At 41.5% G+C, this 25,635-nt stretch carries 30 protein-coding genes; 1 reads left to right on the top strand and 29 read right to left on the bottom strand.

Going from position 1 to position 25,635, the window contains the following annotated elements:
* Positions 1–227 precede the first annotated feature (227 nt).
* The 4 genes from CWI32_RS08275 to CWI32_RS08260 form a co-directional block, all read right to left on the bottom strand.
* Positions 228–596, bottom strand: a complete 369-nt coding sequence (locus tag CWI32_RS08275; RefSeq protein WP_100535088.1) for a hypothetical protein — start codon at positions 594–596, stop codon at positions 228–230.
* Positions 597–959, bottom strand: a complete 363-nt coding sequence (locus CWI32_RS08270) for an immunity protein Imm33 domain-containing protein (RefSeq protein ID WP_100535087.1) — start codon at positions 957–959, stop codon at positions 597–599.
* Between the two features lie 129 nt (positions 960–1,088).
* Positions 1,089–1,691 (bottom strand): nitroreductase family protein, encoded by a 603-nt coding sequence (locus CWI32_RS08265; RefSeq protein WP_100535086.1) that lies wholly within the window; start codon positions 1,689–1,691, stop codon positions 1,089–1,091.
* Between the two features lie 430 nt (positions 1,692–2,121).
* The gene (locus tag CWI32_RS08260) at positions 2,122–2,613 is read right to left on the bottom strand and encodes a hypothetical protein (protein ID WP_100535085.1); all 492 of its coding nucleotides are present in this window, start codon (positions 2,611–2,613) and stop codon (positions 2,122–2,124) included.
* Between the two features lie 801 nt (positions 2,614–3,414).
* Between CWI32_RS08260 and CWI32_RS08250 the strand changes: the two genes are divergently transcribed.
* Entirely contained in the window at positions 3,415–3,861 is a 447-nt protein-coding gene (locus CWI32_RS08250; RefSeq protein ID WP_100535083.1) for a right-handed parallel beta-helix repeat-containing protein, read from the top strand.
* 98 nt (positions 3,862–3,959) lie between these two features.
* On the opposite strand, the gene CWI32_RS08245 is transcribed toward CWI32_RS08250, so the two are convergent.
* The 25 genes from CWI32_RS08245 to CWI32_RS08125 form a co-directional block, all read right to left on the bottom strand.
* A complete protein-coding gene (locus CWI32_RS08245; RefSeq protein ID WP_100535082.1) occupies positions 3,960–4,544 on the bottom strand; it encodes a glycoside hydrolase family 19 protein in 585 nt (194 codons plus the stop codon).
* The gene (locus tag CWI32_RS08240; RefSeq protein ID WP_252146103.1) at positions 4,525–4,788 is read right to left on the bottom strand and encodes a DUF7940 domain-containing protein; all 264 of its coding nucleotides are present in this window, start codon (positions 4,786–4,788) and stop codon (positions 4,525–4,527) included. Before CWI32_RS08240 ends, CWI32_RS08245 begins: the two co-directional genes overlap by 20 nt.
* Positions 4,785–5,066: a phage holin family protein gene (locus tag CWI32_RS08235; protein WP_100535081.1), complete on the bottom strand. Its 282-nt coding sequence runs from the start codon at positions 5,064–5,066 to the stop codon at positions 4,785–4,787. The genes CWI32_RS08240 and CWI32_RS08235 overlap by 4 nt, the downstream gene beginning before the upstream one ends.
* A gap of 168 nt (positions 5,067–5,234) precedes the next feature.
* Positions 5,235–6,305 carry a hypothetical protein gene (locus tag CWI32_RS08230; RefSeq protein WP_100535080.1) on the bottom strand — a complete coding sequence of 357 codons (1,071 nt, stop codon included), beginning with the start codon at positions 6,303–6,305 and terminating at the stop codon, positions 5,235–5,237.
* 1 nt (position 6,306) lies between these two features.
* The gene (locus CWI32_RS08225) at positions 6,307–8,112 is read right to left on the bottom strand and encodes a glycoside hydrolase family protein (RefSeq protein WP_157799538.1); all 1,806 of its coding nucleotides are present in this window, start codon (positions 8,110–8,112) and stop codon (positions 6,307–6,309) included.
* Between the two features lie 39 nt (positions 8,113–8,151).
* A complete protein-coding gene (locus CWI32_RS08220; protein ID WP_100535078.1) occupies positions 8,152–11,025 on the bottom strand; it encodes a host specificity factor TipJ family phage tail protein in 2,874 nt (957 codons plus the stop codon).
* Entirely contained in the window at positions 11,000–11,374 is a 375-nt protein-coding gene (locus CWI32_RS08215; protein ID WP_100535077.1) for a hypothetical protein, read from the bottom strand. Before CWI32_RS08215 ends, CWI32_RS08220 begins: the two co-directional genes overlap by 26 nt.
* On the bottom strand, positions 11,371–11,895 hold the full coding sequence (locus CWI32_RS08210) for a DUF1833 family protein (RefSeq protein WP_100535076.1): 525 nt from the start codon (positions 11,893–11,895) through the stop codon (positions 11,371–11,373). The genes CWI32_RS08215 and CWI32_RS08210 overlap by 4 nt, the downstream gene beginning before the upstream one ends.
* Positions 11,895–12,371 (bottom strand): hypothetical protein, encoded by a 477-nt coding sequence (locus CWI32_RS08205; protein ID WP_252146102.1) that lies wholly within the window; start codon positions 12,369–12,371, stop codon positions 11,895–11,897. The genes CWI32_RS08210 and CWI32_RS08205 overlap by 1 nt, the downstream gene beginning before the upstream one ends.
* Positions 12,371–14,947 carry a hypothetical protein gene (locus CWI32_RS08200; RefSeq protein WP_100535074.1) on the bottom strand — a complete coding sequence of 859 codons (2,577 nt, stop codon included), beginning with the start codon at positions 14,945–14,947 and terminating at the stop codon, positions 12,371–12,373. The genes CWI32_RS08205 and CWI32_RS08200 overlap by 1 nt, the downstream gene beginning before the upstream one ends.
* 62 nt (positions 14,948–15,009) lie before the next feature.
* On the bottom strand, positions 15,010–15,663 hold the full coding sequence (locus CWI32_RS08195) for a zinc ribbon domain-containing protein (RefSeq protein WP_167381275.1): 654 nt from the start codon (positions 15,661–15,663) through the stop codon (positions 15,010–15,012).
* Between the two features lie 80 nt (positions 15,664–15,743).
* On the bottom strand, positions 15,744–16,427 hold the full coding sequence (locus CWI32_RS08190; protein WP_100535073.1) for a hypothetical protein: 684 nt from the start codon (positions 16,425–16,427) through the stop codon (positions 15,744–15,746).
* Positions 16,428–16,513: 86 nt separating this feature from the next.
* Complete coding sequence (locus CWI32_RS08185) at positions 16,514–17,305, bottom strand: hypothetical protein (protein WP_252146101.1); 792 nt, start codon at positions 17,303–17,305, stop codon at positions 16,514–16,516.
* Between the two features lie 114 nt (positions 17,306–17,419).
* Complete coding sequence (locus CWI32_RS08180; RefSeq protein ID WP_350337691.1) at positions 17,420–17,590, bottom strand: hypothetical protein; 171 nt, start codon at positions 17,588–17,590, stop codon at positions 17,420–17,422.
* Between the two features lie 41 nt (positions 17,591–17,631).
* Complete coding sequence (locus CWI32_RS08175; RefSeq protein WP_100535071.1) at positions 17,632–18,081, bottom strand: hypothetical protein; 450 nt, start codon at positions 18,079–18,081, stop codon at positions 17,632–17,634.
* Positions 18,074–18,559 (bottom strand): phage tail tube protein, encoded by a 486-nt coding sequence (locus CWI32_RS08170; RefSeq protein WP_100535070.1) that lies wholly within the window; start codon positions 18,557–18,559, stop codon positions 18,074–18,076. Before CWI32_RS08170 ends, CWI32_RS08175 begins: the two co-directional genes overlap by 8 nt.
* 67 nt (positions 18,560–18,626) lie before the next feature.
* Complete coding sequence (locus CWI32_RS08165; RefSeq protein WP_100535069.1) at positions 18,627–19,001, bottom strand: DUF3168 domain-containing protein; 375 nt, start codon at positions 18,999–19,001, stop codon at positions 18,627–18,629.
* A complete protein-coding gene (locus CWI32_RS08160; RefSeq protein WP_100535068.1) occupies positions 18,998–19,468 on the bottom strand; it encodes an HK97-gp10 family putative phage morphogenesis protein in 471 nt (156 codons plus the stop codon). Before CWI32_RS08160 ends, CWI32_RS08165 begins: the two co-directional genes overlap by 4 nt.
* Positions 19,450–19,806 (bottom strand): phage head closure protein, encoded by a 357-nt coding sequence (locus tag CWI32_RS08155; RefSeq protein ID WP_100535067.1) that lies wholly within the window; start codon positions 19,804–19,806, stop codon positions 19,450–19,452. Before CWI32_RS08155 ends, CWI32_RS08160 begins: the two co-directional genes overlap by 19 nt.
* Positions 19,807–20,280, bottom strand: coding sequence for a head-tail connector protein (locus tag CWI32_RS08150; protein WP_100535066.1), 474 nt, complete (start codon positions 20,278–20,280; stop codon positions 19,807–19,809).
* 9 nt (positions 20,281–20,289) lie between these two features.
* Entirely contained in the window at positions 20,290–20,622 is a 333-nt protein-coding gene (locus CWI32_RS15245; RefSeq protein WP_201951142.1) for a hypothetical protein, read from the bottom strand.
* A gap of 49 nt (positions 20,623–20,671) precedes the next feature.
* Positions 20,672–21,880 (bottom strand): phage major capsid protein, encoded by a 1,209-nt coding sequence (locus CWI32_RS08140; protein WP_100535065.1) that lies wholly within the window; start codon positions 21,878–21,880, stop codon positions 20,672–20,674.
* 63 nt (positions 21,881–21,943) lie between these two features.
* On the bottom strand, positions 21,944–22,789 hold the full coding sequence (locus tag CWI32_RS08135) for a head maturation protease, ClpP-related (protein ID WP_100535064.1): 846 nt from the start codon (positions 22,787–22,789) through the stop codon (positions 21,944–21,946).
* Positions 22,758–24,023 carry a phage portal protein gene (locus tag CWI32_RS08130; protein ID WP_100535063.1) on the bottom strand — a complete coding sequence of 422 codons (1,266 nt, stop codon included), beginning with the start codon at positions 24,021–24,023 and terminating at the stop codon, positions 22,758–22,760. Before CWI32_RS08130 ends, CWI32_RS08135 begins: the two co-directional genes overlap by 32 nt.
* Entirely contained in the window at positions 24,023–25,516 is a 1,494-nt protein-coding gene (locus CWI32_RS08125) for a terminase large subunit (RefSeq protein ID WP_252146100.1), read from the bottom strand. Before CWI32_RS08125 ends, CWI32_RS08130 begins: the two co-directional genes overlap by 1 nt.
* Positions 25,517–25,635: the final 119 nt, after the last annotated feature.

The following is a 25,635-nucleotide window of genomic DNA, read 5'->3' as shown; positions in this document are numbered from 1 at the left end:
AAAGTTTAATTATTAAATTATAGTTATCAATTTTCTTATTTCCTGGATATATCCCCGATATAATGAGTAACAATCATGTTTATACTTTAGTTTAACTTTACAAAAAACCCTACAGATAGATGCATCTTATTTAAGATGATATTTTTTGGTCAAAATCCAGCCAAGATTAAAATAATAATATTCTCTTTATTTTCATTAATGCGTGATGAGAAGAAGTACCACTCGCCCTATTCAACATCCCTATTTTTACAGAATACGGTGGTGGTCATTCCTGATTTACTCAGGCTCTGATCCTGTCGATCAAGAAAACTTTTGGCGACCATAGCCATCATGGGCGCCATATCCAGGCTGTTATTTTCTTCAGAAACTTTTTGAATGTCCTGATAGGCTTTCAGTCGATTACAAAAAGCCTGACGTTGGGTTTTGGCATCGGCCTTTGGATCATCTTCATCTAAAATGTGCTTGGTTTCATTGACGATTTTAGTCTGTTCTGAAATAAACTGGTCATACGCACTTTGTGAAAGTGGTTCTGCAAAGACCATGCTATTCAGTAAGAATAACAATCCTGCACAAATGAAAGATGATTTTTTTAGCATTTAGATTTCTTCTTTCCAGACATCTTCATAATCATCGGCATCAATCATGAAACGAAAACCTGTTTCCAGAGCAAGATATGGTAATACTTCTGGTGCGATGTCCTGTAATTCACGTACGGTCATCGTTTCAAAAGTATCTTCACTTGAAGGTTCTCCGCCATAAATATACCAGCTGATATTTTCCGCTGTCTCAGGCTTTTTACGAATACCAACTATCGGATCCTGCTTTAAGGTATGTACGGCCACAGCAACAACATCATCACCCGTGACTTCAACATAAGCTGAGCCTACTTCTTCACAAAGTAACTTTTGCTCTGCGATCAGTTCTTGTAAAGGTGATAGATTTTGCGTGTTTTTCGACATTCGATATTACTCATTTATTTGCATTAGCACGCTATTTTAACTGAATTTTAGCAATGCTGATGAGGATTTCGTCGAGATGTTAAAATATCTGCGCTTAAAATTGTTTAAGCGCAGATATGAATTTCAGGCTTATTTGAAAATTTTAAAACGCTCTTCGTCCGCAAGATAATCTTTGGCATGTGTTTCGCCTTCGATTGAACCAAAGACCAGCTGTGCGCGAAGCTTCCAGTTGGCTGGAATGTCCCACTCAGCATGCACCTGCTCATCTACGATCGGATTATAATGCTGTAAAGATGCACCTAGGCCTTCAGTATGTAATGCTGTCCATGTGGCAAATTGCGCAATCGCAGTAGAATGCTCTGCCCAGACAGGGAAGTTATCCGCATAAGACGGGAATTGCTCCTGCAACGCTTGTACCACTGTTTGATCTTCAAAGAATAATACCGTACCTACCCCTGCCGCAAAACTGGCCATTTTTGCTGTGGTTTTTGCAGCGCTTTCTTCATCTTTGGCATAGCTTTTTAATTTATCTGCGACGAAGCCCCAAAACTTTTCATGTTCTGAATTGAATAAAATGACGGCGCGTGAAGACTGAGAATTGAAAGAAGATGGACTTTGCTTAATTGCAGTCTGAATCAAATCAGTCAATTGTTCAGGAGATTGTTCAACATTCTTGGCAATAGCATAAATAGTACGGCGTTTAGTAATTAAATCTAAAAACTGATTCGACATTTTTGAAAATCCTGGGATATATCTTCGGGAAAATTTGAACCTTCAGTTATTTTTATGAAGGATAGCTAATCAATGAAGCTTTTGCTCATCTTGAGATAAAGCTTTTATACCTTAAAAAATAATGGGCTGAATTACTAGGCTATTTAATTGATATTTTTATATATTTTTTAGCTAAAAATGATCATTTTCATCTATTTTTTGAACATTCGTTAAAACTGCTGCCCTATGATAGAGCCCGACGCTAAACAATGGTTCAACATGCGCTCTTACTGAGTAAAATTATAAGAATAAAGACATTCAATGACCACACTCAATATTGCTTAGGCTATTTTAAGAGATAGCACATCATGAAATAAATCTCATATTGCAGATAAAATTAATCCCCCAAAATTGGAGGATTAATTTTATAAATAAAAGCTAAAAACCCAGTTTAAAACTTCGCGTTCAACATCTGAGCAGATACTTTAGTCTTCCACAGCTCACGTAAAGTCGGTAAATAGAATTTCTCACCGAGTTCCACCAGTTCTGCATCAATCAGAGCATGCATCTCATGCATAAACAGATAGTCTAGTTCAACTGTAGTCAGTTTAGCCTGCTGCTTTTGATAGTCTTTGCGTTTTTGTTGGGCTTGTTTAACCAGACGATCCGCAAATGCTTTATCTTTAAACTGGGTAATCGCTTTTAAACGCAGTTCAATAATGCCCCATCCGGTTAAAAACATCTGGAAAGTCTCAAAATCATCGCTGGTCGATTCCCAAGACATTTCTTCCAGATTTTCATTATCCGGAAGCACAGGTAAAAGAAGTTCCATGACACTCGGAAAAATCTTTTTAAAATTCAGAATAAATTTAACAGGATGCTCACCTGGATAATCCTTGAATTGCACCTTTCTTTGAACATCTGTTAAATAAATATCAAGCATTGAAAATTTCCGTAGATAAAATATTGAATTACAATAATAAAAATTTTGCCTTGCAAAACTATTGCAAAATCATTGCAAAACAACATTTAAAAAAGTTGAATATACTTGCAATTATGACATTTTAATCAATATCAGGCACGCTTTAAAAAACCAGTTGTATTTAAATACAGCACACAAAAAAGCCAACGGCGTAACGTTGGCTTAAGGAACAAAATGTATTCGAGAGCTCTACGATGTCAACGTAGTATCTTTATAGCAAAAACAATAGGTTATTTTAATATGGGATAATCTTGGTCTAAACGTGACTTTATCCACAAGTCTTTGAATCCTTGTGTAAGTAGATTATATCATCTATTTTGATTGAGATAGAGGGGAAATATAATGGAACAACCACACATTTACTGTGATAGAAAAATTATTAAGTGCTCTGTATGTAGAGCATGGGATGACTATAGTTTTAACGACACTCAACACTTTTCTATTATTGCTTCTGCCGAGGGTAAGCAGACTCGTGGGCTCTACTCTATTGAGAGTATTAAATGTAAAGAATGCAATAAGGTGGCTAAGAACAATCAGGATCCCTATTTTTATTATTGAGGAATTTACATGAGAACATGGACCTACTTTTACATAGAGCACACGATTAAGAATGGGGAGATTTTTAGGAGGGAGTCTGGGTGGGGTTTGGGCTTAAAAGGTGGAAATAATGTCTTTAAATAATAAGATGAGTAATACTTTTAGGCTTAACATAATTACTTATTATTTAAGATATATATATATATATATTTAGGTGGTAGCGAAATGAGTAAAGGACCAAAAATTTATGGAAACACCCTCCTAAATTGTGGCACTGGGATACAAACCAGGGGGTTAATTGATGGGCAAATATATGGAAATAGGATGAACAATGTGGATGTTGGCATTGATATTGATGAAGTTTTTGAGGGCGAAATAGCTCATAATCATATACAAAATGCGAAAAAAGAAGCTATTCGGGTAAGCCAGTACAGCCCTTATGATTATTTTGGCATACCAAAAAATGTTGATTTAAATGAATTACGAAATTTATTTGAGAAATTAGATACTAGTCCGGCTGAGAAGCGTGTAGAGATACTAGAAGAAAGTGCACTTTCTAAAATAGATCAATTTACATCTATTACTGAAAGGGTTGTTAATTTTTCAAAGGAATATGGCCCTATTCTTTTAGCTACTTTTGGACCATATTTTAATAATATGGGGCTATCATAACTCAACTTAAACCACCCCAACACATACCCCCACATTCACATTCGTCGTAATCGAATGAGCTGTGCAACCTGATAAGAGGAGGCACAGCAAAATGATTTTCACACCCATTGGCGCAACTTCATGAGATGGGCCTTACGATCTGCAAGGCCATTGGTGCCACCATTGATCCGGCGTGTAATGGTCAACACATCGTCTTTATCAGCCAAGGCATTCAAGCCGTTATCAGACCAGAACTTGCAGGCCACCATAAGACCGATGCTTGGAATGGCCACAACTTCAGGATTGTTTTCAAAGTCGATGCCGAGCTGCTGACCATACTTGCGATAGTTTGCGCGGCCGGTAAGTTGAATTGGCCCACGACCTTTAAACCGTTTCCCATCCCCTGGCTGCGTATTGCCTAAATCCTTTCGGCCCTCATAAGCTGCACCAGATGCGATTTCTTCCATATAACGAAAGTTGCCAGATTCGTGCGCCAGTTGTGAAAGGAAGTGAATAAAACGAAGTGAATTATCCAGGATGCCATACGTGCGGAAATGAACATTGGCAGCAAGACCGAGTTCTTCAGCACGCGCTTGACTGGCACCTAATTTTTTGAATACCGCAGTCAAGGTGCCACGCCCGATAATACCGTCATCATGCACGCCTACTGACCTTTGGAGTTTTTTAATTTGGGCTAGATTCATTGTTATCACCATGCAATTCAGGTTGCTTTTTAAGTCGAGCAAGTACCATAGCCACACCGACAAGCATGCCGATCCATTCAGCAATATTCTCAGGAATCTTGTTTTTCAGCTCCTGGGGAATTACATTCCAGATATTTAAAAACTGCTCTGAAAATAAAATCAGGCCATAAAAAAAGGCGCTTAGTGCACCCACTTGTACTGACTTGAGTTTCCAAGCCTGTTTCCAGTCTTCAATAAGTTTCATTTAATACCCCACTTTGATGATTGTGATTTAAGCCAGTTTTCAATAAATGTGCTTCCTAAAATCCCTAAAGCAGATGCAATTGCAATCAAGGCTAGTGGATTAATATCTGGGATTTGCAGAATGATGGCACCTGCTATTGTTGATGTTGCTGCGCCCAAAATCGTTCTGCCAATCGTCAAGCGCCATGTCAGTTTTTCATCTGAAACAAGTAGTTTGGCAAAACCAATACTCGCCCCTATTACAATCAGTAAAAGCAGATTCTTTTCATGGTCTTCCATGAATCCCCCTAAATTTTGGCAATAAAAAAGCACCCGAAGGTGCTAGAGATTGATTTCTTCCACTTGCTCTTTTGTTGTTGGCTGACTGGCAGCAGAGTTGACCTGTATTAAATAAAAATAAAGCCACTTCTGGCTTTATTTAAAAACTTCTAAGATGTTCGTTTTGATCTAACCTGTAAGCTTACTAAGCTCAGTCGTAACAAGCCGTCTATCATACGAAGCCATTTCAAGCAAAGACAGATTTGAAAAATCTTCCACCCATCCCTGTATAGGGCTGATTACTGTACAGGTGGCAGGTTGAAATGTTACCCCCATTGATAATGAGGCCACAAACTCAACAATACCGTTAACTGACAAGGATATAACGCCGTTTGACCAACTCAAGGACAGCTTGTTTATGTCGCCACGATCAAACATCAGCCTATTCGATTTGAAAAAAGCTTGCTCAGTGCCGTCAAAGAAATAACGCATTGCCAGGTAGTTGTCGGGCTGAACCACCACCGCTAAATATTTGCTGGAATCTTGCTCTAACTTTAATAATGGGATCAGTGACGAACCTGCTGATGACTTCCTTTTTGATGAAGCGAGTTTAAGAAATACAGTGCCATCTGTGCCGCCATCAACGTTAATGGCTAGAGTTTCATTTGCTGTAGGTGTTTGATCCTTGTGTGGAACTAATAGTGATTCTCCCTTATATGTAGCTTGAACAACACATGAGATACAACCATTTAATCTGATAATGTTTGCAGATTTTGGCGCACTACCTAGTTTTTGTTTGAAAAACATAGGGTATTCTGGTGAACCATCGCCGGATAATACATCGAATTCCAATGGGTTTACGGTTGCATTGCCCATATCTAAGCTGTATATGCTATAAATCACGTTATCCTCGGCAGCAGAGCCAATCCATGCTTGTTCAGATGAAACATCTAGCATTCTATTAATTCGATCCGACCAATCTGGATAAATACCGAATGTCTTATAGTCATAAATGTATGATCGAATCGGTGTATTAATCGGCACTATCGAAAAACTATCTAACACGTCACTTGATAAAGCGTAACTTACCGCCGGCCGTTGGGATGAGATGACGTTACTTAATGTAACGTCATTCCCATTTTTCAAATATTCTTGAGTATTAAAATCAGCATAAGTTTTAAAATCTTGTGGGCCTAAAAACCCCGATGCTAAAGACAATTTTTTTACACTTGCAATATTACTTTTAAATGTTAGTCCCATTTCAAACAACCTCAATTAAATTTGTTTCTGAATGATATAAACGCCAGCCCGCAAAATCATTCCCATTGCTTGTCCATAAAATATGAAATTTTACCGAATTTCCTACAATCTCATGTGTGATTGTGGCTTTATATGGATTATTAAAACCTCCGCTAAATATAGAATCTGACCAAGTGAAATTTATGCCGTCTGAACTAATTCCTAGAAACAAGTCCCCGAAGCCGTTTTGAGCAGCAGTTGCACTGTTAATGTCATTCACTATTGCTATAAAGTGCTGTCCGCAATACCTAACTTCACAATGCCACGGCTGCATATATGGGTTTTTAGCTATAGGTAATGGTTGACTCCATCCGTACTCCAAGTGATCACTTGTTCTGTATGACAACCCTTGAGCTGCACCATCCCATTCAACTTGATACATTACCCATTTTTTTAAAACAGGGTTGAATAAAATCGTTGGTGATAGGTTTAGTGTTGATCCCGACAAGTCGCTTCCATCTTCTTTAAGCATTTTAATCGGGCTTGAGAAGTTGATAAAATCAGAAGTTCGCAAAAGATAATGTCGATTATATAATCCTAATGCCTGAGATTCTGAGTTTCTAAATAAGACAACATATTCACCTGTTGTGTGATCGAATATTGCTGCATTATCTGAATTGTAATTTCTCACACCCGTTGGTAAAAATTCGGACAGCGGCTGATCAAATTTATCTAATAACACAAAATCATTTAAATCATTCGTTCCCCAAACGCACGGATTTTCATAAAGATCATTAGTATTGTGAAATGGATTAGCTAATAGAATATGTTTAAACCCGTGCACATGATTTTTGAAAGTACAAATAAACGGATGAACTATTTGTGAACTCTGAATAGGGTCAGTCTGTTTCTCAAAATATGGAGTGTCTATATCAATTACTGCGCCTTGGGATATTTTTAATCCTAAAAAGTCCGCTTCATTTTTTATCCGAAATTGCTGTTTAAATGCGCCATCAAATAAATAGGATGTTTTTGCACGATTAAAAGCTAGACCCGATAAAACCGCCTGATTAAATGACTCGTCTATAAACTCTTTTGCAGTAAAGTGAGTTTTATTTTCGCTCTTAGTGTAATCTCTTAGAGAAACACCACCATCAAAAATAATGTCTCCGTTTTTTGTGAATGCGATTACTTCAGCACCAGACTCGTCATTAAAGCTGTATAAGTTTTCACGACCATTAATTTGCACACTTTTCATGGTTTCTTGTAAATTGCTTTTCAGTGCTGATTCAACAAAACTATTTGCTTTTTCTGATTTTTCACCGATTTCGCTTAATACATAATCTGGCGTTAAAATATCGCCAGATTCTGTAAACGCAACAACAGGTCTATCTTGTGAATCACTAAATTCAAATAAATTTTCAACACTGCTGCTGTTTATGACTGAACGTGTATTCTCGTCTGTGAATTTTTTTAAATTCCGTGAAGATGCTTTTGTGTAATCTTTTGATTGAGTAAGAGGATCATAAACACTCTTAGTTAAACTCGTCGCCTCGGATGCTGCTTTGTAGTAAGCACCGTTATCACCTGTGATTACATAGACATCGGTTCGGATGTTCGCAATATCCGCATTTGCTTCTGCTAGTGTCGGGTAGAACTTTCCGCCTTTTTCATAGATTTGGCGGATAGCATTTGCTAGTGTTGGATACTCCTTTAATAGTCGCGTGACAACTATTTGCTCATCACCACCATTAATAAAATCATCTAGCGACTGCGCATCCTCATCAGCATCAATTAATTTTTGCTTCGTTAATACTTGGTCAGCCATGTTTCTCTCCGGCATTAAAAAACCACCCTAAGGCGGCTGTTAAATCAAATTGTTTATGTGGTCTTTGTCGTTGCTGTAGTAGCGGGTGTCATACTTAATTGCGCTCACCGCTGTTTCAAAGGTGGCGCTCGGGGATTTCTCCTGGATTAAATATGCTTCGCTCTCCTGATCACTGGCTTTGGTGATGCTATAGGTAGCATTAACCACCTTGTCTATAACCAAAGGCATGAGCGGTATTCGCGCCAATTCAACCCGATTTTCATCAAGTTGATTAACAATATTGATTACATCAACCGAGCCATCTTTTAATTGCAAGTGAATGACATAGCTTTCACCAGCCTCAAGATTGATAGGATTATCAAGTGTTAAGACTGTATTGTTTTGTGCCTCTACTTCGCCGCTGCCCAGCATTTTAAAAACATCATCAACGATAGCAATGCGGTCATTACGCGTCACCAAATCAGCTTCACCGTATGCGGTAAATTCAATGGTTTTACGATTGAACTGCATTTTATTCCAAGCTCGATGAGCTAAAAAATGCGCCTGAATAGCATTAGTCACGCCATTGCTTTCAATGGTTTTGTAGTTGGCTAAGCCATCGTGCGGCAACTTAATCACTGCTTCGGCATAATCATCAGTTGCATCACGCCACTTAAACTCAATACCTTCATATTCATCGGGCACACCAAACAGATTAGTCTTAGTGAGGCTTTCAGGCTTAATATTTCGGTGATTGAATAAAATCAAAGAGTTTGGTGTTTCTTTCTCAGAGGTGAAAAAGTGTTTGCCATTCTCCCGGCGTGCAGTACAGAAAACCGCTTCGGCAACAGCAAAGGCCATCTCTTGATAACTGCTATTCTTGTTATCAAAAGTGTAATTAAACTCACATGCTTTTGGCGTACCGAAATAAGCTTCTATTTCATCTGACACTTCATACAGCGACTGCACATCAATTTCAGATATATCAAAACGACCAATAAATGGATCGAGGGCCATATTGATAACGATGTCTGCGAAATTACTGGTCGGGATGCGCTCGGCTGACTGGATACCATCACGATATGAATAAAGCTTTCGGGTTACTGGCAGATTAAGTTCTGATGCATTAGTCCCTGATCCAATGGCAAGGCGCTTTAACCTGATCGTGGTGTCATGCTCATAAGTCAATTTTTTTGTTTCATAAAAACTATAAGCACTTTCAAACACCACATCATCAATCAGATTTGCACTACTGCCATTATCATTGATGCGCTTGGCACGGAAACGGAATTGACCGGTAAACGGTAATGCCTCACGTACCGTTGCCCCCACTTGATCGCGGTTGTTGGCCTTACCCTGCATGGATATACCTGTTTTGTAGATTTGTCCAGTCGGCACACCATCAATCACCTGCTGGTAATGGACTTCAATAGCAACCTGCTTAGCTCGATCCCCCTCATAAATGCCGTTGGCTGCCAAAAAGTTCAGCATCATGCCTTCGGTGTCTTTATTTCCAGCATAGTACCAACCAATAAAGTTTTCGCTTGTGCCTTTGAAGGTGATGCTCCGCCCAAGCATATCTGCAATCTGCTGCTGTGTAAGGCTCGATAAAAGAAGCCAATCTGGATTGACTGATGCAGGATTCACCAAGGTGATATCGTTGGCCGAAACCGATGAAATGGTGTATGTGCCACTTAGATCGATATTCTCATCATGGTCCGTCAAGACAGCAGACAAAATACCGGTACCATCCGCTGACATTCGGCCAAAATTAATATTGGTCTCCATATAACTGGATGCTAGTTCAACTTCATAGAACCATGCTCCAGTTGATCCGGTCTTGGTGATACTGGAAACAGAATATTCCCCCGCTAAATTTAATTGTCCTTCTATAAGATCATCAATCGTGAGCGAGGATATACGAATTTTCTTATAGCTATCTGGTTCACTGATATTTACAGAAGATGCGATTGTTAAAATACCAGCGGCCGAAACATCCGTGGTACCTGAAATATTGGCATTGGGCGCTGAACCATAAATCGCATTCTCAATAATGATCTGCTCACCATTGACAAAGTGGTCATTAAAGTCAGCATACGTAAACTGAGGTAGATATAAAAAAGCATTGGTAATCGAATTCCACGAATACTTATCTAGCTTTCCTTGCACAGTTGACCCTGAAACAGAAACCGTATTCCCAGCGAAACTCACGCCCTTATAAATTTTTAGGGTGTTATTCGGTGAGATTAACTTTTGTTTTCCATCAACAGAACTCACCTGCTTAGCTACAATTGGTGCATCCGTAAATGCTTCGCCAATCTGAATCTGTGCAGCGCCGGTGGTCAGTGTATCTGGCTCATAAACGCTTAAGCTTGCCCCTTCAATTGTATTGATCGGGGTTTCACCTTCTTTGATTTGATCTGGATCAATCTCAAAGTATCCGGTGCCAATCGAAAGCAGTGCTTCTTCTACTTGAACATTGTCTGCGTAATACCGGTACAAAGGTGCAATCAGATCCGGGATGGATTTTACATTCCCATATATATCTGGAGCGCGCTCACTGGTGCGGTGTTTATTCTGGCGCGAAGCCAGACTGTTATTGCCAGACCCTGATGCCTGATCGGGAATCTCAGGCATATTCATGTAGGTATAAATTGCCAGTGCTGCTGATAGCACGGTTACTACAACCAAGAATATGGTAAGTGGCTCCCCAGCATGGCAAAGCACAAAATAATCACCATCCGCATGCAGAAGCTGAAGCGCTTCTTCTTTGGTTTTTGGTGTTACATCGTTTTGGGCACAGATGCTGTCTTTATATAACCGAGCTTCTGGGTATTCTTCACGAATATTCATCCAGTCTTTAAGTAGGCACTCATACTCTCTTTCATTAAATTCAGTCGGGTCAAGCTCATTGGGATAAATACGAAGCTTCATAAAATCTAAACCTTGAATAATTTCGCTCTAGAGACCGAAGTTCCTGAAAATGCACACCAATTTCGGATAGGTGCAAAACACGACCGCAATAAAAAAGCCCCACATGGGAGCTATTTAGAAGATTAGTCATCAAGACAATGCAGCCGTCTTTTGGCCTCTCGATCCTTTTATTCTTGATTGTGGTGTCACGCGAAGTTTGGATGCTTTGCTTTAGATCACCGGTCAAACCAAGAAAGCTTACTGAATAATCTTTTTCAAAGAGATACTGTGCTGCTTCAATCAGAAAATGGACACAATGGTATTTTTTTGGGTCGTATTGCCTGTCCAGCAAGGCATCAACACTTTTCATATTAATCCTCGCAGGTCTGGGTAGTCCTTGAAGTTATAGGTTCGACCTGTCTTCACACTGTTTTTCCCAGAAGTTGCAGCTTCAAATGTCGTAGCCTGATGATCCTGATTCATTTGTGCCACATGCAGACCACGGATCAATTCAATTGGTGTGGGCTTGGTAAGCACCATGGAGGCGGCATCAAAAGCAAACGAGCGATAAATTACCTGTAGCTTTTCGTCACTCGATGCATCTTCAATCAACTTGATTAGTGGCGGTACTACTTCACCTAAATCCCCGACTGTAATTTTCAGGGACTGATCCAGATCATCAGAGGTATTGCCACGCTGAATCATCACTGGGATAAATTCAAATGTGGCCGGCTGACCGTTCTCCAGAGTGACAGACACACCATCTGGGTGATTGGTGACAAGTCGAATCGGATTGGGCCAGAGTGAATGACTGATCTCAAGTGTTTCCAGTAAAACTACACTGGCCGCACTATCGAGATGAAAGTCTTTAATGTCATCAACGGTAATCATCACACCCCCAAGGCATCCGGGAAGCTCTCATTGACCAGCTTCTCAAGTAAATTCAGCATCTCTAGTGGACTGCCTGATTCCCATAAATCCACAATCTGTTGATCAAAGGCCAGATCACCATTGTTCAGCGGCTTACATCGCACCTGAAAAGACACGGGATAAGCCACACCATTACGCTCACCGACTGATATGGAATTAGCCACAAACTGACAGGTATGGTCCTGCGCTTCGGCTGAGTCTGTAATCAGTCGCCATAAAAACGGCTTTGGATCGAGCGTGTGCAATCGCCAAAATGCCCAGAAATACTGAGCATGGGTTTTGGTTTTCAGCAGTACAGACACATTGACCACATGCACGTTATTTACAAACATTCTTCGCTGACGGGCGAACCCGCCAAGAAGTTGCTGCTCCAACATATTGTTGCCAGGTGAAAAGGAATACCCGGCTTGTAACGGGCATAATGCAAAACTATTCACTATCGTTTAACTCCCGCTGTGGTATTGCGTTGTACCTGCTTTGACTCATACGAGTTTGGATTACCTAGATTTCCCCAAGATTGCTTGATCCGCTTCTCTACAATATCAATCGTCACAGCACCGTCAGCGCCTCGACTTTGTTCAGCTGTGTAGCCTGGTGGGACATTGATATTGATTTGAGGGCCGCCACCATCGTTATTGGCAATCATGTTCTTCAAGTCAGCATTCGTCCGACTATCAACAACACGTTCACCCTTATCTAGCAGCCATGTGCCTTCTTTCGGAATATTGTCGATACCGTCGTGGGCCATGCCTGCAATGGTTTGGCCGGCAATAATACCTGCGCTCATATATCCATTGATCTTGATCAAGGATGAAAGTGGAGCACCAGCAACCGGCCCTAAACCAATAGGAGGTGGTGCTAACGCTGCCGCAGATGCGACGTTAGCATAAATAATTGCTTGGGCAGCGGCCATTCCTTGCTGAATTAAAAACATCGCCTTAAATGCGCCAGACTGCTCACCCTGACTATCCTTGACGAGTTGAGTCATGTTGCCCCAAATCGAACTAGCCTGGGATAACATTTCGCTGTACATGCCCATTTTTTCGTTATATTGCTGAAACTCCAAATCTTTCGTCTTTTGTTGATAATCAACATCAATGGCAGCCATTGCATCACGATACTCTTGATGCGCCTCTAATAACGCAGCATAGCGCTCATCATCAGTCGAATAGGCATCACTGGTCATGATGTCCTGCTCAACCCTAACGCGCTCATTCTTTAAACCCAATTGAGCATTTGAGCGATCATTTTCCAGTGACCAGCGATCATAGTCCTGTGGTGACATTGTGGCTTGAGCAAAGATTTCATCGACACCATAAGAAAGGCCTTTAATACTTTCTCGCATGGCCTGTTGTACATTTTGAGCATGGAAACGAGCTTTTTGAAGTTCGATTGCGTACTGCTCATCAAGCGCCTTGAGTTTTAATTGCTTAAGCTCATCATTGTATTTTCCGGACTCACTCACAATAATTCGCTGAGTCTCATAAAAATAATCAAGCTTCTGTTCTTCAGACCACTTAAAGGTATTAATTTCCTCAGTGATCTGGCGAAGATACATCTCCTCTTCATATTCATAACGAGCTTTTGCTTTGGCTAGATATTCAGATTCTTGTGACCCGAAATTGGCTTTTTGAATTTCCTCAAGTTCGCGTTTAAGATCAACAGAGAATTTCGCAAAATCATCCATGTAATCATAGGAGATTGAATCACGCGCCCGGGCTTGCTCTTCAAGCAACCTATTTAATTCTTGCTGAGCCTTGTTGTTTTCCTTAGTGGCTTTGGCTGCTTCGTTTTGTTTTTTAATCCACTCATCAGAGCCTTTTGTTACACCAGCCTGACTGTTTTGGATTTTCGCCATAGCTGAAACAGACTGATTAACAGCATCGTTATAAATACGATTAATAGAGTTTGCCACATCCTCTGCGACCTGAGCGTTATCTTGTACCGCCATTTGCACTGCGCTATCAGGATTTGTTCGAGCATTAGCCACACCCAAGGTTAGTGCCTTGAGAGCCTTCACGCCCGGAAGATTAGCAAGAACTCCTCGACCTTCTGCCGCCTTATCTACCATCTGCTTGGACTGAACAGCTTGAGCCGCAAGCCCCGCGATAGAATTGGAAAGCATTTTTACAACAGCATAAACACCCATTCCTGTTGCTGCGACGCCCTTAAACACCTCACCAAGTGTTTCACCGGCATCTGACATTAGATTAGTTTGCAATGTAGCATCAGACAAACCATCGCCAACTGACACAAGTGCTGGCATTAAACCTTGAATAAATTGATTTTTAACGCCTTGCAGTTGAAGATTAAGCAAATCCATTTGAACACGAAGCTCATTTGCCTTTTCTATGGCGTGCTCATCCATGATTACACCAGCACGCTCAGCTGCATCAGCCCAATATTCAAAACCTTTACCACCATCTCTTAAGAGTGGAATAAGGTTGGTTGTATCGGATGCCATGCTCTCCAAATAGAAAGACATTTGTTGCTGAGTAACGCCTGCTTCTTCAAGTTTATCTACATAGAGTTGAAGTGCTTTAGGGCCAGAAAGATTCTGCATCTCAAGCGCTAACTTTCTTGCAGCCTCCGCTGAACCCTCTGTTTTAATCGCGATCTGCTCAAAGAAATCAACCGCACCACCAGAGCCAATCGTGATGAACTCACCTAACTTTTCATTAAAGTCCTTTAACTGGTCAGATAACTTTTCCGAGCTGATACCCATGGTCTCAGCGCCCACAGCCATTCTCTGAAATTCTTGTGTTGTTGTATTTGAGATGGAAGCAAAAGTCTGTAGCTCACGAGCGGCATTTGCATATTCGTTTGCCATTGCAAGGATGCCAGCGCCAACAGCAGCAGCACTAGCAACCGCCATTGTCCCGTAGGTATTTACATGCTTGCGCATTTTGTCAAAACTGGATTGTGTTTGTCTTTCAGCATCTCTGATTGGCCCAGTAAAGCCACCAATCTTAGCAATTAAATCTAAGGTGAGGGTTCCAAGTTTGGTGCTCATATAAACCTCTAGGCAATAAAAAAGCGCCCCTTCGGACGCTTTGTTGTTTATCTTCTATGTAATTAATTCCATTCCAAGCCACTCACATCAAATGTAAATTGCTTTCTACCCTCTTGATAAAAAGGGATTTCGATTACTAGCTTTTTGCTATTTTTTAACTGGCTTATAATCTTACTTTCGGTCTTATCATAAGCAATAAATAATAAATCCGAAGAATGGTTATCGGGCTCAGACATGGTTACAGATTGCACTGCGCCATCATCGAATTTAAAGGCGGCCTCGCAATTTTGTATTCCACAAAGAATTTGACCCTTGGTGATACTTACCATCACATCAACCTCTGATCCGCGTTTTCTTAAAGCTAGTATCAACTTTGATCCACCATTGTATGGAAAGTCAAAATCAACCGTATTGGTGCTAACTGTGGTTGCAAATTTAGACTCAATACCTCGCATCTCATCTTTGGATGTCTCGTATTGCCAATTTTTTGGTTTTACATTTTCCGATTCCGTTGCTTGAGTTGTCGACACCGCCCCTGATGATGTACCAGGTGCCTTATCAGAATACATCCAAATTATGGCAGCCAACCCCAAAATACCCACACACACCCAAGTCAAAACACTGGTTGCTTTTGGTTGTTTTGCTCCGCACATCGGGCAACTTTCAGCCTTATCACTTACCGGCGCACCGCATTCCTTGCAAGGCTTTATAGCCATAACTCACCCCAAATATTTGTTATTCAGGACAAGATACTAATTATCGGGATAAAAAGAAACCGCCACTTGGGCGGTCTACACTAATCTTCAACCTTATTAAAGTTTCTTAAAACCTTATAAGTAATATTCTGGTTGTTTGCATCCACAACCTCTAGCAGGGCGCCTTTATATCCAATTTGCTTGGATTGATTAAGGTCGTACTCTACATCATTATTAAAGGCAGGACGCGCTAAATTGCTGGAAAACTCTCGATAGCCAACATTAATTTTATTCCCCACCTTACCGCTATAAATTAATGTTTGCTGGAATGAGTTATCGGAAGCAATACCAATTACAGTTTGTTTTGCTTGATGCTCCCCACCACAACTTTTAACGTTAAATGCTGTGATAACACATAACTTTCCATCACCTCCCAGCATTACCGCTTTGTAAGGATCTGCTAAAGCGCTTTTTTGAACCATTCCGCCATTCGGGATGTTGTTTAATGGGAGGTAGTAATTACCTTTCGCATCCTCACCGCTTTTTTGATAGTAACCCGTGGTTAATGTGTAGGCGAAACTAAGCTTGGTGCTAGATGGAACGTGCAAAGCCTCCCGATCAACAAATATCCCCTGCTCCAACATCTTATCGCCAACATATGCAGTATTTACTGTATTCAAAGGTGGTTTACTAACGTGTTTTGGAGTTGCTTGATAATTATATGCCGGTGAGGCACACCCAACCAGCCCAAAACCAATCGCCCCTGCAATTAATAATTTTTTCACGTGATTTCCCTCTTATAAGAAATCATAAGATACTAATTCCAGAATGAAAAAACCACTCCGGGGAGTGGTTTGGTTTGATGTAATTATTAGTCTGGAATATCCACGGTATCGTGAAAGGCTACAATTTTATAAACTACTGGCTTATCCCTTATGGTTTCAACATACACATCTACTACGTATGCAGTATCAAATATATGTGGTTGCTCGTGAATCATCCGGTACTTAAGCTCTTCAGTATCATAGATAACCTTAACTTCTCTATCCGAAATGCTTTCAATTACCGCCTTGTCGCCTTTCTTATTATCATTTCTAGCTTGCGACCAATATAAAACCACTTGTTTATGAAGCCCAATAACCGGTTCTTTCATTTTCTCAAGCTCTTTATGTGCTCTATTCTGGATAGCATTTGCACCTTCACTATTAAGGTGGATGTGAATTTCCCCTTTATTATTCGATGCATCAATTTGCATAACCGAGCCATTATCATTAGCGATCGGCTCAACAAACTTGGAGATTCTTTTTAATCCATCCCTATCTAGGTCTTGCGGCTTACTTCCTTTTCCAAGTAAGTAATCAAAACTAACCTTGATATGGTTTGCGAAATCCAGCACGGTATTGCTGTGTTCCATAAATGGCATCAGCGTTGGCGCTATAGCAACCAGCTCGGTAATTATTGACCCGGTGCGAATTTCTTTTACATATAGTTTTATATCATCAGAGGATAAGTGAATATCTGTCTTATTAATAAAACTAGAATACTCATTGCCTAAATTCAGCATGCTTTGAGCATAATCAATTAGATCAATTGGTCTGGTGTTGTTTATGCGGACTTGTAACATAGCATCCTCAACATGTGCATCTAATTCTATTGTACCCACCACTCACCCCTTAATTTTAAATCTATACATATTTAACGACATTTTGTGTCGCATATTTTTAAATCATCAGGGCAAGTATATGAATAAAGAAATAAATTGTAAAAAGAAACCAACCTACGCTGATTTCTTCTTAATGGCTTGCATGCGCTGTTCTTCAAAGGTTAGCTCTGGCATTGTTTCATGAGGCATAAAGATACGAGCATCAACACGCTTGTCTTCTTCGACCTTGCCATTGAAATAAAGCGCGTATAAGTTACCCGCGCCCTGCTCTATGCGACGACCCAAATTAAATGAGCCATACCTATTGCGATATGCCTGCCAAATCCTTAGCTCTTTTGGAGTGATTTTCTTTTTTGCTTGCTCGATGGTTCTTCCACCGATTCCGTTGAGGACGAGTTCACACCAGAGTTCGTACTCTTCAACTTCAATTTGTTCTTTCCCAAAAAATCATTCACTTCATTCGAAGCGTCATGAATCGCACCAATAATGGCTGGGTGAAGGTTTCCAACCTCTTCAATCGTAGAGCACAGTGGCTTCTTTGTATCCGCATTAAAGACTGTAAGCAAAACCCGTCGCTTTACAACATCCGCGACAGTGATTTTTTCAGGATCTTCACCTTTAAACATATTCGTCACTTCATCGTAACTCAAAGCTTTAACCAAAATATCTACTTCAAACTCCTCATCATTAATGATGAATTTCGGAGACTTTGGGGATAGGTCGGATAAGGCTGTGCTCGAGAGCGCTAAAAGTTCGGATGTATTTAACTTAGCCACCTATCACCACCTTAAATTCATCAGTCACTTCAGTTTGGCGCTTCATTGGCACGGTGTGGTTTACCAGAGCATCAGCATCAAATACTGGTGAGCCTTTACGCAGAATTGCGCGGAAAGACGACCATGTACGATCTTCTGGAAGGGTTACGGTGTTCCCGGTAATTTCTGGTGGCACATCACCATCCGACCAACCTACATACACACCAACTTCAGCACGATCCGCTGCCAGTTCCAGTAGCTTCATGTGAGTCGCATTTTTAGGATCGGTATCAATTTGAATTGAGCCTTCACCCGGTGTGGTCAAACCCCAGTCCGATGTTGCTGTGGTTTTTTCTTCCAAGCAAGTTGTACTGATTTCTGTGGTACTGTCATCACCAAGCGCTAAGGCCTTAACGCAGTCCATCTTTGTCAGTGTTGGAGTATCGCCATGTAAAATCCATACATGCGTACCCTGAGATAAAACACCTTTCTTCGCCATGAGTAGCTACTCCTCAATTTTAGGCATAAAAAAAGCACCCGTTTGGGTGCTATGTGGAAAATTCTTTTTATCGACCTACAAACCAGTTTGAATCAAAACCGGTCCGGTACATTTTGCTGTCTGGATCGCGCTCATTACCTCGCAGACTAGTTACAGTGCACGAGTTATCAGCCTCAAAAGCTCTACGAACCGCTTCACGGATATTTCGCAGGTCATCAGCATTCGTCGTATAGATATCAACTTGGATCGTCACATGATCGATGTTTGCCGGGCAATCTAAATGATTTTGCGGAATACCAGATATATCCTGCCATACCAGGTACGGCGGCTTTGGTTTATCTGGTGCAAGACCAAATTCAAATGCACGTAAAATCCCGCCAGATTTCAGATAAGATTTAACTTCATCACTCGCATTAAGTAATGGGAAAATAGGTGCTGTCATATAGCCTCACGTAATGCTTTGGTGATTTCAGCATCAAATACCTGGACAAACTTGGTTGTGACCTTATCAACATTATTAGCTAAAGCAGGTCTTAAAAATGGAGTGGCTGGAATCTTGCTGGTACCAAACTCAATAAATCTAAAGTGCCGAGTATCTCCACCACTTAAACCAGCCGTGCTGACAGAGTATTGATTCTGACCCGCCCCACCTTTCACCCCCACTCGAATCTTAATCTCATTGGGATTACGGCTCTTACCACCTTGGGTCACAATATTCTTATGAATCTTTTCCCGTGTTTCAGGATCATCAATTGCCTTTGCATTGCTACGTGCAGCATCACGAACTAGGTTCATTGCTTGGCGCCCAGCTTTTCGTGCAATACGTTTGGCAATTTTGCTATTTCCAAGCTGTTTAAGTTTCTTATTTAACTCATCCAATCCTTCAATATTTAACTCGACTGATGCCATTCTGATTCCCCTTCTGCAAGGTTGAGTGTCAACCATTCAAGGCCACTTTCATTATCTGGCACCGGATCACCGTCAATCTTCCAATACTTATCCCGGAAATATAGACGCATGGTCGAATCAATCTGACTTGCCTTTGAGCTGTAACGAATGCGACAACGTGCGGTCATGCTCGAATCAATTGCCTGAGCTTGCAGCTGGTCACGCGTAGATAAAGCCTCGTGTTTTCCCCAGACTGTACAAAACTCTGTCCAGGCTTGAGTAATACGACCTGTGGTTTTGTCTTGGGTTTCGGTAAAGGCTTCAATACGGATGCGATGTCTTAAAGGACCTGCTCTCATCTATACCCCCAGATCTAAACGGTATGGATCGAGCAACCACAAAGCGCCTTTCGGCAACTCATTTACCGTAGTGCTGGTTTCATCTTCCCGATTTTCATAAAGGCTACCTAAGATCAGTAAAACAGCAGCTTCAATAGATGGATTGATAACAATGCCCTGCATAGCCATTTTGGTATTGCGCTGAGCTTCTTTCTTAAGGTTTTCAGCCGCAGATAACAGCATATTTCTTGAGACTGGATCTGTAACCAGATTAGCTGCATCGCAACTCTCTTTGTATTTCACAAGCTCATAATTTAGCTGGTCTAAACTGAGAGAAATCGCATCTGTCCATGCAGCTGAAGTGGCATAAAAAAAGCGGTTCAAATATTGAGCCGCTTTATCTTCTGCCGAATTCAACTTTGCCAGGACATCACCGCCAGTATCTTCATCTACTCGCAAATGAACCATAGCTTTTTCAATGTTAATAACTGGCATGATATGACCTTACTTTGTTTTAGTTTCTTTAGCTTTTTCTTCTGCAGCAGCTTTGGCCTTAGCCTCTTCTTCTGCCTTCAACTTTTCCTCTTCAGCTTTCGCCTCAGCCTCGGCTTTTGCCTTAGCTTCTGCATCCGCTTTGGCCTTAGCCTCTTTATCGGCTGCGGCTTTGGCTTTCTTTTCCGCATCAGCTTTAGCTTTATCAGCTGCCGCCTGCTCAGGATCAATCGCTAATTTTTTCTTGATGAGTTCACCGGCCGTAATGTCTGGAATTTCTGCCTCATCACCTTTGACATAAACCTTGTTTCCAAGCATTGCAGCATCTAAGAATTTAATTTTCATGTTCTAAACTCCAAGGTGAAAGGGCCGACTGGCCCCTTCGGGATTTTAATTAAGCTGGAAATTCGCCTTTTACGAATGCTTCTGGGCGATACACAGCCAATGCAAGACGCTCTTCACAACGGATGGAGATCATGTTCTTTTCGAAGTCATCAGCATTTTCGGTTGAAATCACCACGTTTGCATCTTCACGGTCAAAGATTTGAGCAGCCTCAGCAAAGCTACCAGTCAAAAATTTACTAGCCATTGCTGCATGATTGGTTTCAGCAACAGGCAGCCCCCAAAGACTTGGCGTATTAGGTGAGAACGGGTTGGTAAACAAGTATGCACCGGTAGTGTCTTTCAGTAATTCAATTGCAGTCCAATCATGCATGTGTAGCACATGACCTGTTGCAAACACATCCGCCAAAGCAGCTTGCAGCATGGCCAAACGCATAGTATCTACGCGAGTCGGTGATGCAATCGTAATTGGAGCTGAATAGGCGGTTGCCTGAGTATAAATACCATGCAGGTTGTTACCAGTGCCTGAACCAAATAACAGTTGCGCATCTTCAACACGCTTAAGGCCATTAAGCAAACGACCATTGATAAAGCTTTGTAACTGAGGCAAGTCATCAAGGATCTGCTTAGATGCTTTCAGCATGTGAGCAATCGTTTTCACACCTTCCAGCACTTCTTCGAATGTTAATTCTGAATATGGCTTGGTGGTGTTTTCAGCTACTGGTGCAGCGTTATTGGTAAATCCAGTTTCACGTAAGTAAGCAATCGCATTACTGGCCGTTTGACCTGGAGCTAATAGGTCACGGATGGTCACGCGCTGATTTGGCGCAGTCACAATACGAGTCGAACCATCAACAGGGTTTACTGCAAATGATGTCAGTGCATTACGGGGAACAGCTACACTGATACGTTTTCCAGAAGTTGCATTGCTTGCAAATGAAATAATCTGCTCATCTTTTACAGCAAGATCACCTGCACGAGCATCCACTTGTGCACCTGGATTACCAGTGCCACCACGTGCAAATAATTGCTCAGCTTCACCCAACTTCACCTGTAGGTCATTCTGGGCTTGGCGCAAGTTGTTTAGATCAGTCAGCGTTTTATCTACTGCTTCTTTGGTTTCAACAGATAGATCATTGGCTTTTTTCGCTTCATTTAAAGCATTTTCAGCCAGTGGTTGAACTTTTTCAGTAAGCGCTTTAAGTTGATTATTTACTTCTTTAAGTGCCGCTGCAGCTTGGTCTTTAGTTTGATCAGTCATGATTTTTCATCTCTCAAAAATAAGAAAACCGCCATATAGGCGGTCATAAAATTGCTATCAGGTTTAAGTGCTGAATTTCTCGGTAGCGTTACGCATACTTTGAAGAACACTTTCGAGTACATCATTGCTAGCGCTTGGCGTAGCTTGGTTGGTAGCGCCAGGCGTACCCTTTAAATCTTGAATAAGTTCCCGTCGCGAGCTTCGAGACATTCCTGCTTTGGCAAGCAAGATATCTGCCTTATGAGCAGCGACTTTTTCTTTAGTGAAGTTCTTTGTATCTTCAACAACCACGTCAGATGGCAGGAAAGCATCAGCAAAGCCACTATCAATAGCATCACGCCCATTGATCCAGCGCTCTTTATCCATATCGGCTTTAAGCTCATCCATGCTCAGTCCGGATCGCACGTGATAAATATCAGCAATCGTGTCATCGATCTGCTCAAGGAAATCTGCAGTTTCACGCAAGTCGTTGCGATTCCCCCAAAGTCCGGTCCAGGCATTGTGAATCATAAAGAATCCAGCACGGGCAATTTGAATCTCATCAGCAGCCATGGCAATAAATGATGCTGCTGAAGCTGCTACCCCTAAAACACGTACAGTCACATGACCTTTGTATTCGCGAAGCAGGTTATAAATAGCCAGACCTTCAAATACATCACCACCTGGAGAGTTGATATTGACCACAACATCAGCCCCATCGAGTGAACGCAATGCAGCACTGATCCGCTTAGCCGTCACACCAGAATCATCCCAGTAGTCATAACCAATCGGATCATAAATACCAATCGTATTTTCATTTTCATCTGATGCTTTAATTGCAGGATTCCAACGATCAAAAGCTAACGGCGAAACACCACCTTTTTCTTTTGCATTAAAATTAGCGACTGGCAGCAGGTTTCGTTTGCTCATTATTATCACCTTTGTAATTGGTCCCGACTTTATCAAGCGGAATTAATGCCGATTGAATTGTATAAATATCCCCACCCGGAATAGGTGCTTCATTTTCTTTACGTCTGACTTCATTACGGTTATACCAACCATGATCAAGTGCAGATGCATAGTATTCAGCACGGCCTTTTGAATCTGCTCGAAGTAGACCTTCCACACTAAATTCAACATAGTAAGTTTCAAACTCTGCCGCACCAATCAGACACCGTGCAATTTCTTGCTCAATATTGACCAGTAAAGGGCGTAAGGTATTGGTGAGGAATTGCATGTTCATGCCTTCTGTACTTGAAGCCCATGAACTTTGTTTATCTAAATGCCCAACCATGAATGGCGGTACTCGGAACCAGCGACAAATTTCCTCAATCTCAAAAGTTCGAGTTTCTAACATTTGAGCTGCTTCAGGATTCATGGTGATGCCGTGGTATTCCATACCGTTTTCAAGCACCATCATTTTTCCAGCATTCTTAGATCCCATGAATTTGGTCATGTTCTCTCTGAGTGATTCACGCTGATCCGGCGTTAATTTCCCCTGGGCAGATAAAAGACCTGATGTTTGCAACCCGTTTTCAAAGAACTTTGCTGCAGCTTCTTCAGCAGCCTGTGCAGCTCCAATAGTTTCACGCGCCTTCTGGACCTTAAATAAGCCCATCACTCCATCGATACCAAAACCACGAATATGCATCATGTTTTTTTCAGTGATTTCACGATTAACACCGCTTTCGGTGTAAGTGTATTTCAGCATTCCATTGGTCTTGTTTCTGATCACCACCATGTTTTGAGGTAACAATGGGTTCAATGAAATAATCCGGCCTGATGCACTGCGAATAATTTCAATATATGAGTTTCCCCATAAACAGATACTGGCCACAATCATCAGCATGAACCGGCTGGGTGTCATCTCGTAGTTTGGTGACCGGCACAAAAGATTGTAGAGCGGATGCTTAACTGCAACATCCCGACTACCGTCCGCTTTTCGCTGGTAAATCTTAAGAGGCAGCGTTGATACAGTTTCTGAAATCAAACTCACACATGAAAAAACGGCGCTCAATTGAAGCGCCGAATCTACAGTTACATGCTTGCCACTCGATGTGGCCAATAGCGCCCTTAGTAATTCAGGCTCCAGACTCAGATGCCCATCAAGCCCAAGGAAGCGCAAAGCTGCTTGAGCAAACCGACCCGGCTTCTTTGTACTCATTAAACACCTACCATAATTGGATCATCATAAAATTCATCACCTGTAGGTTCCCCTGCAAGCACCATTGCCCGACTGATGCCCATTAACAACGCTACAGCACCATCGATTTTCTTAAACTTCTTTTCCTTATCCGGGAACTCGGTTTCATTTTTTCCTGTTTTAGAAATAACATTACCGATCATCCAGCTAAGAATTGGATTTCCATCATGATGAAAACGACCTGCAGCAATAGCAGCTTCAAGCTCCTTCATTGCTGGTGAGAATGTCTTTGTAGTTTTGGGCATCTTGATTGAGGTATATCCGGCATCATCCACAGTTTTAGCAATCTGGAATCCACCCCACTCATCGTAAGGAACCTCAGTCAAAGACACTCGCTGAGCATCTTCGATTAATTCCTTTGCAATTTGATTCAGGTCATTCTCATAGCCATCACACACATTCAGCAGACCTTTGTTGAACCATTTCTGGTATCGCTCAACCACCTGCTTTTCATCACCGCTATAAACCGTGTCTTCAGGTAGATAGAACTGAGGATCTATACAGTAGTAATGCAGTCGGCCATCATCTTCTATTCGATAGAACAGGTTAATACGTGCTGCAATATCAATTTTTGATGATAGATCCACACACATCATGCAAGGTGTTGCTTCAAAGTCATCAATGTTCAGGTTTGGATTACCGCAAGCCTTCCACCTTTCCATGTTGAAAAATGCAGATTTTGCAGATACCCAGACGTTTAGGTGCTTAGTTTTAAAAGCACCTTGCTTTGATGCATTCTGAATTGCCCGGCGTTGCTGAGATTCCAGATAGTCTGAATAAACAGAAACCCCATAATTGGGGTTTGCTTTGGCCAATACTGCCGGATCTGTCCAGTCATCTCCCTCATCAATGGTCCATATCCAGCCAAACAGCTCATCATCTGGTACGGTATCCAGGAGCATTTCCTGAACACGTGCACGTAAATCATAACAAGGGCCTTCAATATTAAAGCCGGCTGTTGTGATTGTGAAAATCATAGGCTGTCGACGTGCACCCATACCGGTCTGCATGGTGTCATACAGCGCAGATGTTGGATGCTCATGGAATTCATCGACTACAGCACAATGCGGTGACTGACCATCAGGTGGATCACCAATGATAGGCTCAAAGATAGAACCTTCATCTGGAATCTCTAGGCTCCCTGCATTAATCAGTACGCCAGCTGCTTCAATGAAGTCTGGCGAACGTACCGCCATTAAGCGTGCAGGTTTAAAAACTTCCCAAGCCTGCTTCTCGGTAGTAGCACCAGCATAAACTTCTGAACCAAACTCGCCATCATTGGCAAACATGTTAAGAGCCACACCAGCAGCGATTGCAGACTTACCGTTTTTACGCGGCACCTCCCAATAGCTCTCACGGAAGCGGCGGTACCCATCTTTCTTACGAACCCAACCAAATGTGCAGCCAATACCAAACTTTTGCCAGGGCTCAAGCGTGATACTTAGGCGCTTCATTGCCCACTCACCCTTTGTATGAGGCAGCAACTCAATAAAAGCGATCTTCTTTTCTGCTAGTTTTGGCTCAAATTTATAAGGAAAATCTTTATTTTTTGACTTAATTAAGTCATCTAAGT

Source organism: Acinetobacter pseudolwoffii, from assembly GCF_002803605.1.
GTDB lineage: Bacteria > Pseudomonadota > Gammaproteobacteria > Pseudomonadales > Moraxellaceae > Acinetobacter > Acinetobacter pseudolwoffii.
This window is presented reverse-complemented; position numbering and strand designations above follow the sequence as displayed.

Bases quoted from the DNA above. Each gene is read 5' to 3' on its own strand.
- CWI32_RS08200 (WP_100535074.1), bottom strand. From the start codon at position 14,947: ATGAGCACCAAACTTGGAACCCTCACCTTAGATTTAATTGCTAAGATT.
- CWI32_RS08150 (WP_100535066.1), bottom strand. From the start codon at position 20,280: ATGCCAGTTATTAACATTGAAAAAGCTATGGTTCATTTGCGAGTAGAT.
- CWI32_RS08160 (WP_100535068.1), bottom strand. From the start codon at position 19,468: ATGGCATCAGTCGAGTTAAATATTGAAGGATTGGATGAGTTAAATAAG.
- CWI32_RS08130 (WP_100535063.1), bottom strand. From the start codon at position 24,023: ATGAGTACAAAGAAGCCGGGTCGGTTTGCTCAAGCAGCTTTGCGCTTC.
- CWI32_RS08165 (WP_100535069.1), bottom strand. From the start codon at position 19,001: ATGACAGCACCTATTTTCCCATTACTTAATGCGAGTGATGAAGTTAAA.
- CWI32_RS08260 (WP_100535085.1), bottom strand. From the start codon at position 2,613: ATGCTTGATATTTATTTAACAGATGTTCAAAGAAAGGTGCAATTCAAG.
- CWI32_RS08210 (WP_100535076.1), bottom strand. From the start codon at position 11,895: ATGATTACCGTTGATGACATTAAAGACTTTCATCTCGATAGTGCGGCC.
- CWI32_RS08240 (WP_252146103.1), bottom strand. From the start codon at position 4,788: ATGAAACTTATTGAAGACTGGAAACAGGCTTGGAAACTCAAGTCAGTA.
- CWI32_RS08125 (WP_252146100.1), bottom strand. From the start codon at position 25,516: ATGAAGCGCCTAAGTATCACGCTTGAGCCCTGGCAAAAGTTTGGTATT.
- CWI32_RS08225 (WP_157799538.1), bottom strand. From the start codon at position 8,112: ATGGCTGACCAAGTATTAACGAAGCAAAAATTAATTGATGCTGATGAG.
- CWI32_RS08270 (WP_100535087.1), bottom strand. From the start codon at position 959: ATGTCGAAAAACACGCAAAATCTATCACCTTTACAAGAACTGATCGCA.
- CWI32_RS08140 (WP_100535065.1), bottom strand. From the start codon at position 21,880: ATGACTGATCAAACTAAAGACCAAGCTGCAGCGGCACTTAAAGAAGTA.
- CWI32_RS08230 (WP_100535080.1), bottom strand. From the start codon at position 6,305: ATGGGACTAACATTTAAAAGTAATATTGCAAGTGTAAAAAAATTGTCT.
- CWI32_RS08170 (WP_100535070.1), bottom strand. From the start codon at position 18,559: ATGGCGAAGAAAGGTGTTTTATCTCAGGGTACGCATGTATGGATTTTA.
- CWI32_RS08155 (WP_100535067.1), bottom strand. From the start codon at position 19,806: ATGAGAGCAGGTCCTTTAAGACATCGCATCCGTATTGAAGCCTTTACC.
- CWI32_RS15245 (WP_201951142.1), bottom strand. From the start codon at position 20,622: ATGAAAATTAAATTCTTAGATGCTGCAATGCTTGGAAACAAGGTTTAT.
- CWI32_RS08215 (WP_100535077.1), bottom strand. From the start codon at position 11,374: ATGAAAAGTGTTGATGCCTTGCTGGACAGGCAATACGACCCAAAAAAA.
- CWI32_RS08265 (WP_100535086.1), bottom strand. From the start codon at position 1,691: ATGTCGAATCAGTTTTTAGATTTAATTACTAAACGCCGTACTATTTAT.
- CWI32_RS08135 (WP_100535064.1), bottom strand. From the start codon at position 22,789: ATGAGCAAACGAAACCTGCTGCCAGTCGCTAATTTTAATGCAAAAGAA.
- CWI32_RS08220 (WP_100535078.1), bottom strand. From the start codon at position 11,025: ATGAAGCTTCGTATTTATCCCAATGAGCTTGACCCGACTGAATTTAAT.
- CWI32_RS08235 (WP_100535081.1), bottom strand. From the start codon at position 5,066: ATGGAAGACCATGAAAAGAATCTGCTTTTACTGATTGTAATAGGGGCG.
- CWI32_RS08195 (WP_167381275.1), bottom strand. From the start codon at position 15,663: ATGGCTATAAAGCCTTGCAAGGAATGCGGTGCGCCGGTAAGTGATAAG.
- CWI32_RS08245 (WP_100535082.1), bottom strand. From the start codon at position 4,544: ATGAATCTAGCCCAAATTAAAAAACTCCAAAGGTCAGTAGGCGTGCAT.
- CWI32_RS08275 (WP_100535088.1), bottom strand. From the start codon at position 596: ATGCTAAAAAAATCATCTTTCATTTGTGCAGGATTGTTATTCTTACTG.
- CWI32_RS08250 (WP_100535083.1), top strand. From the start codon at position 3,415: ATGAGTAAAGGACCAAAAATTTATGGAAACACCCTCCTAAATTGTGGC.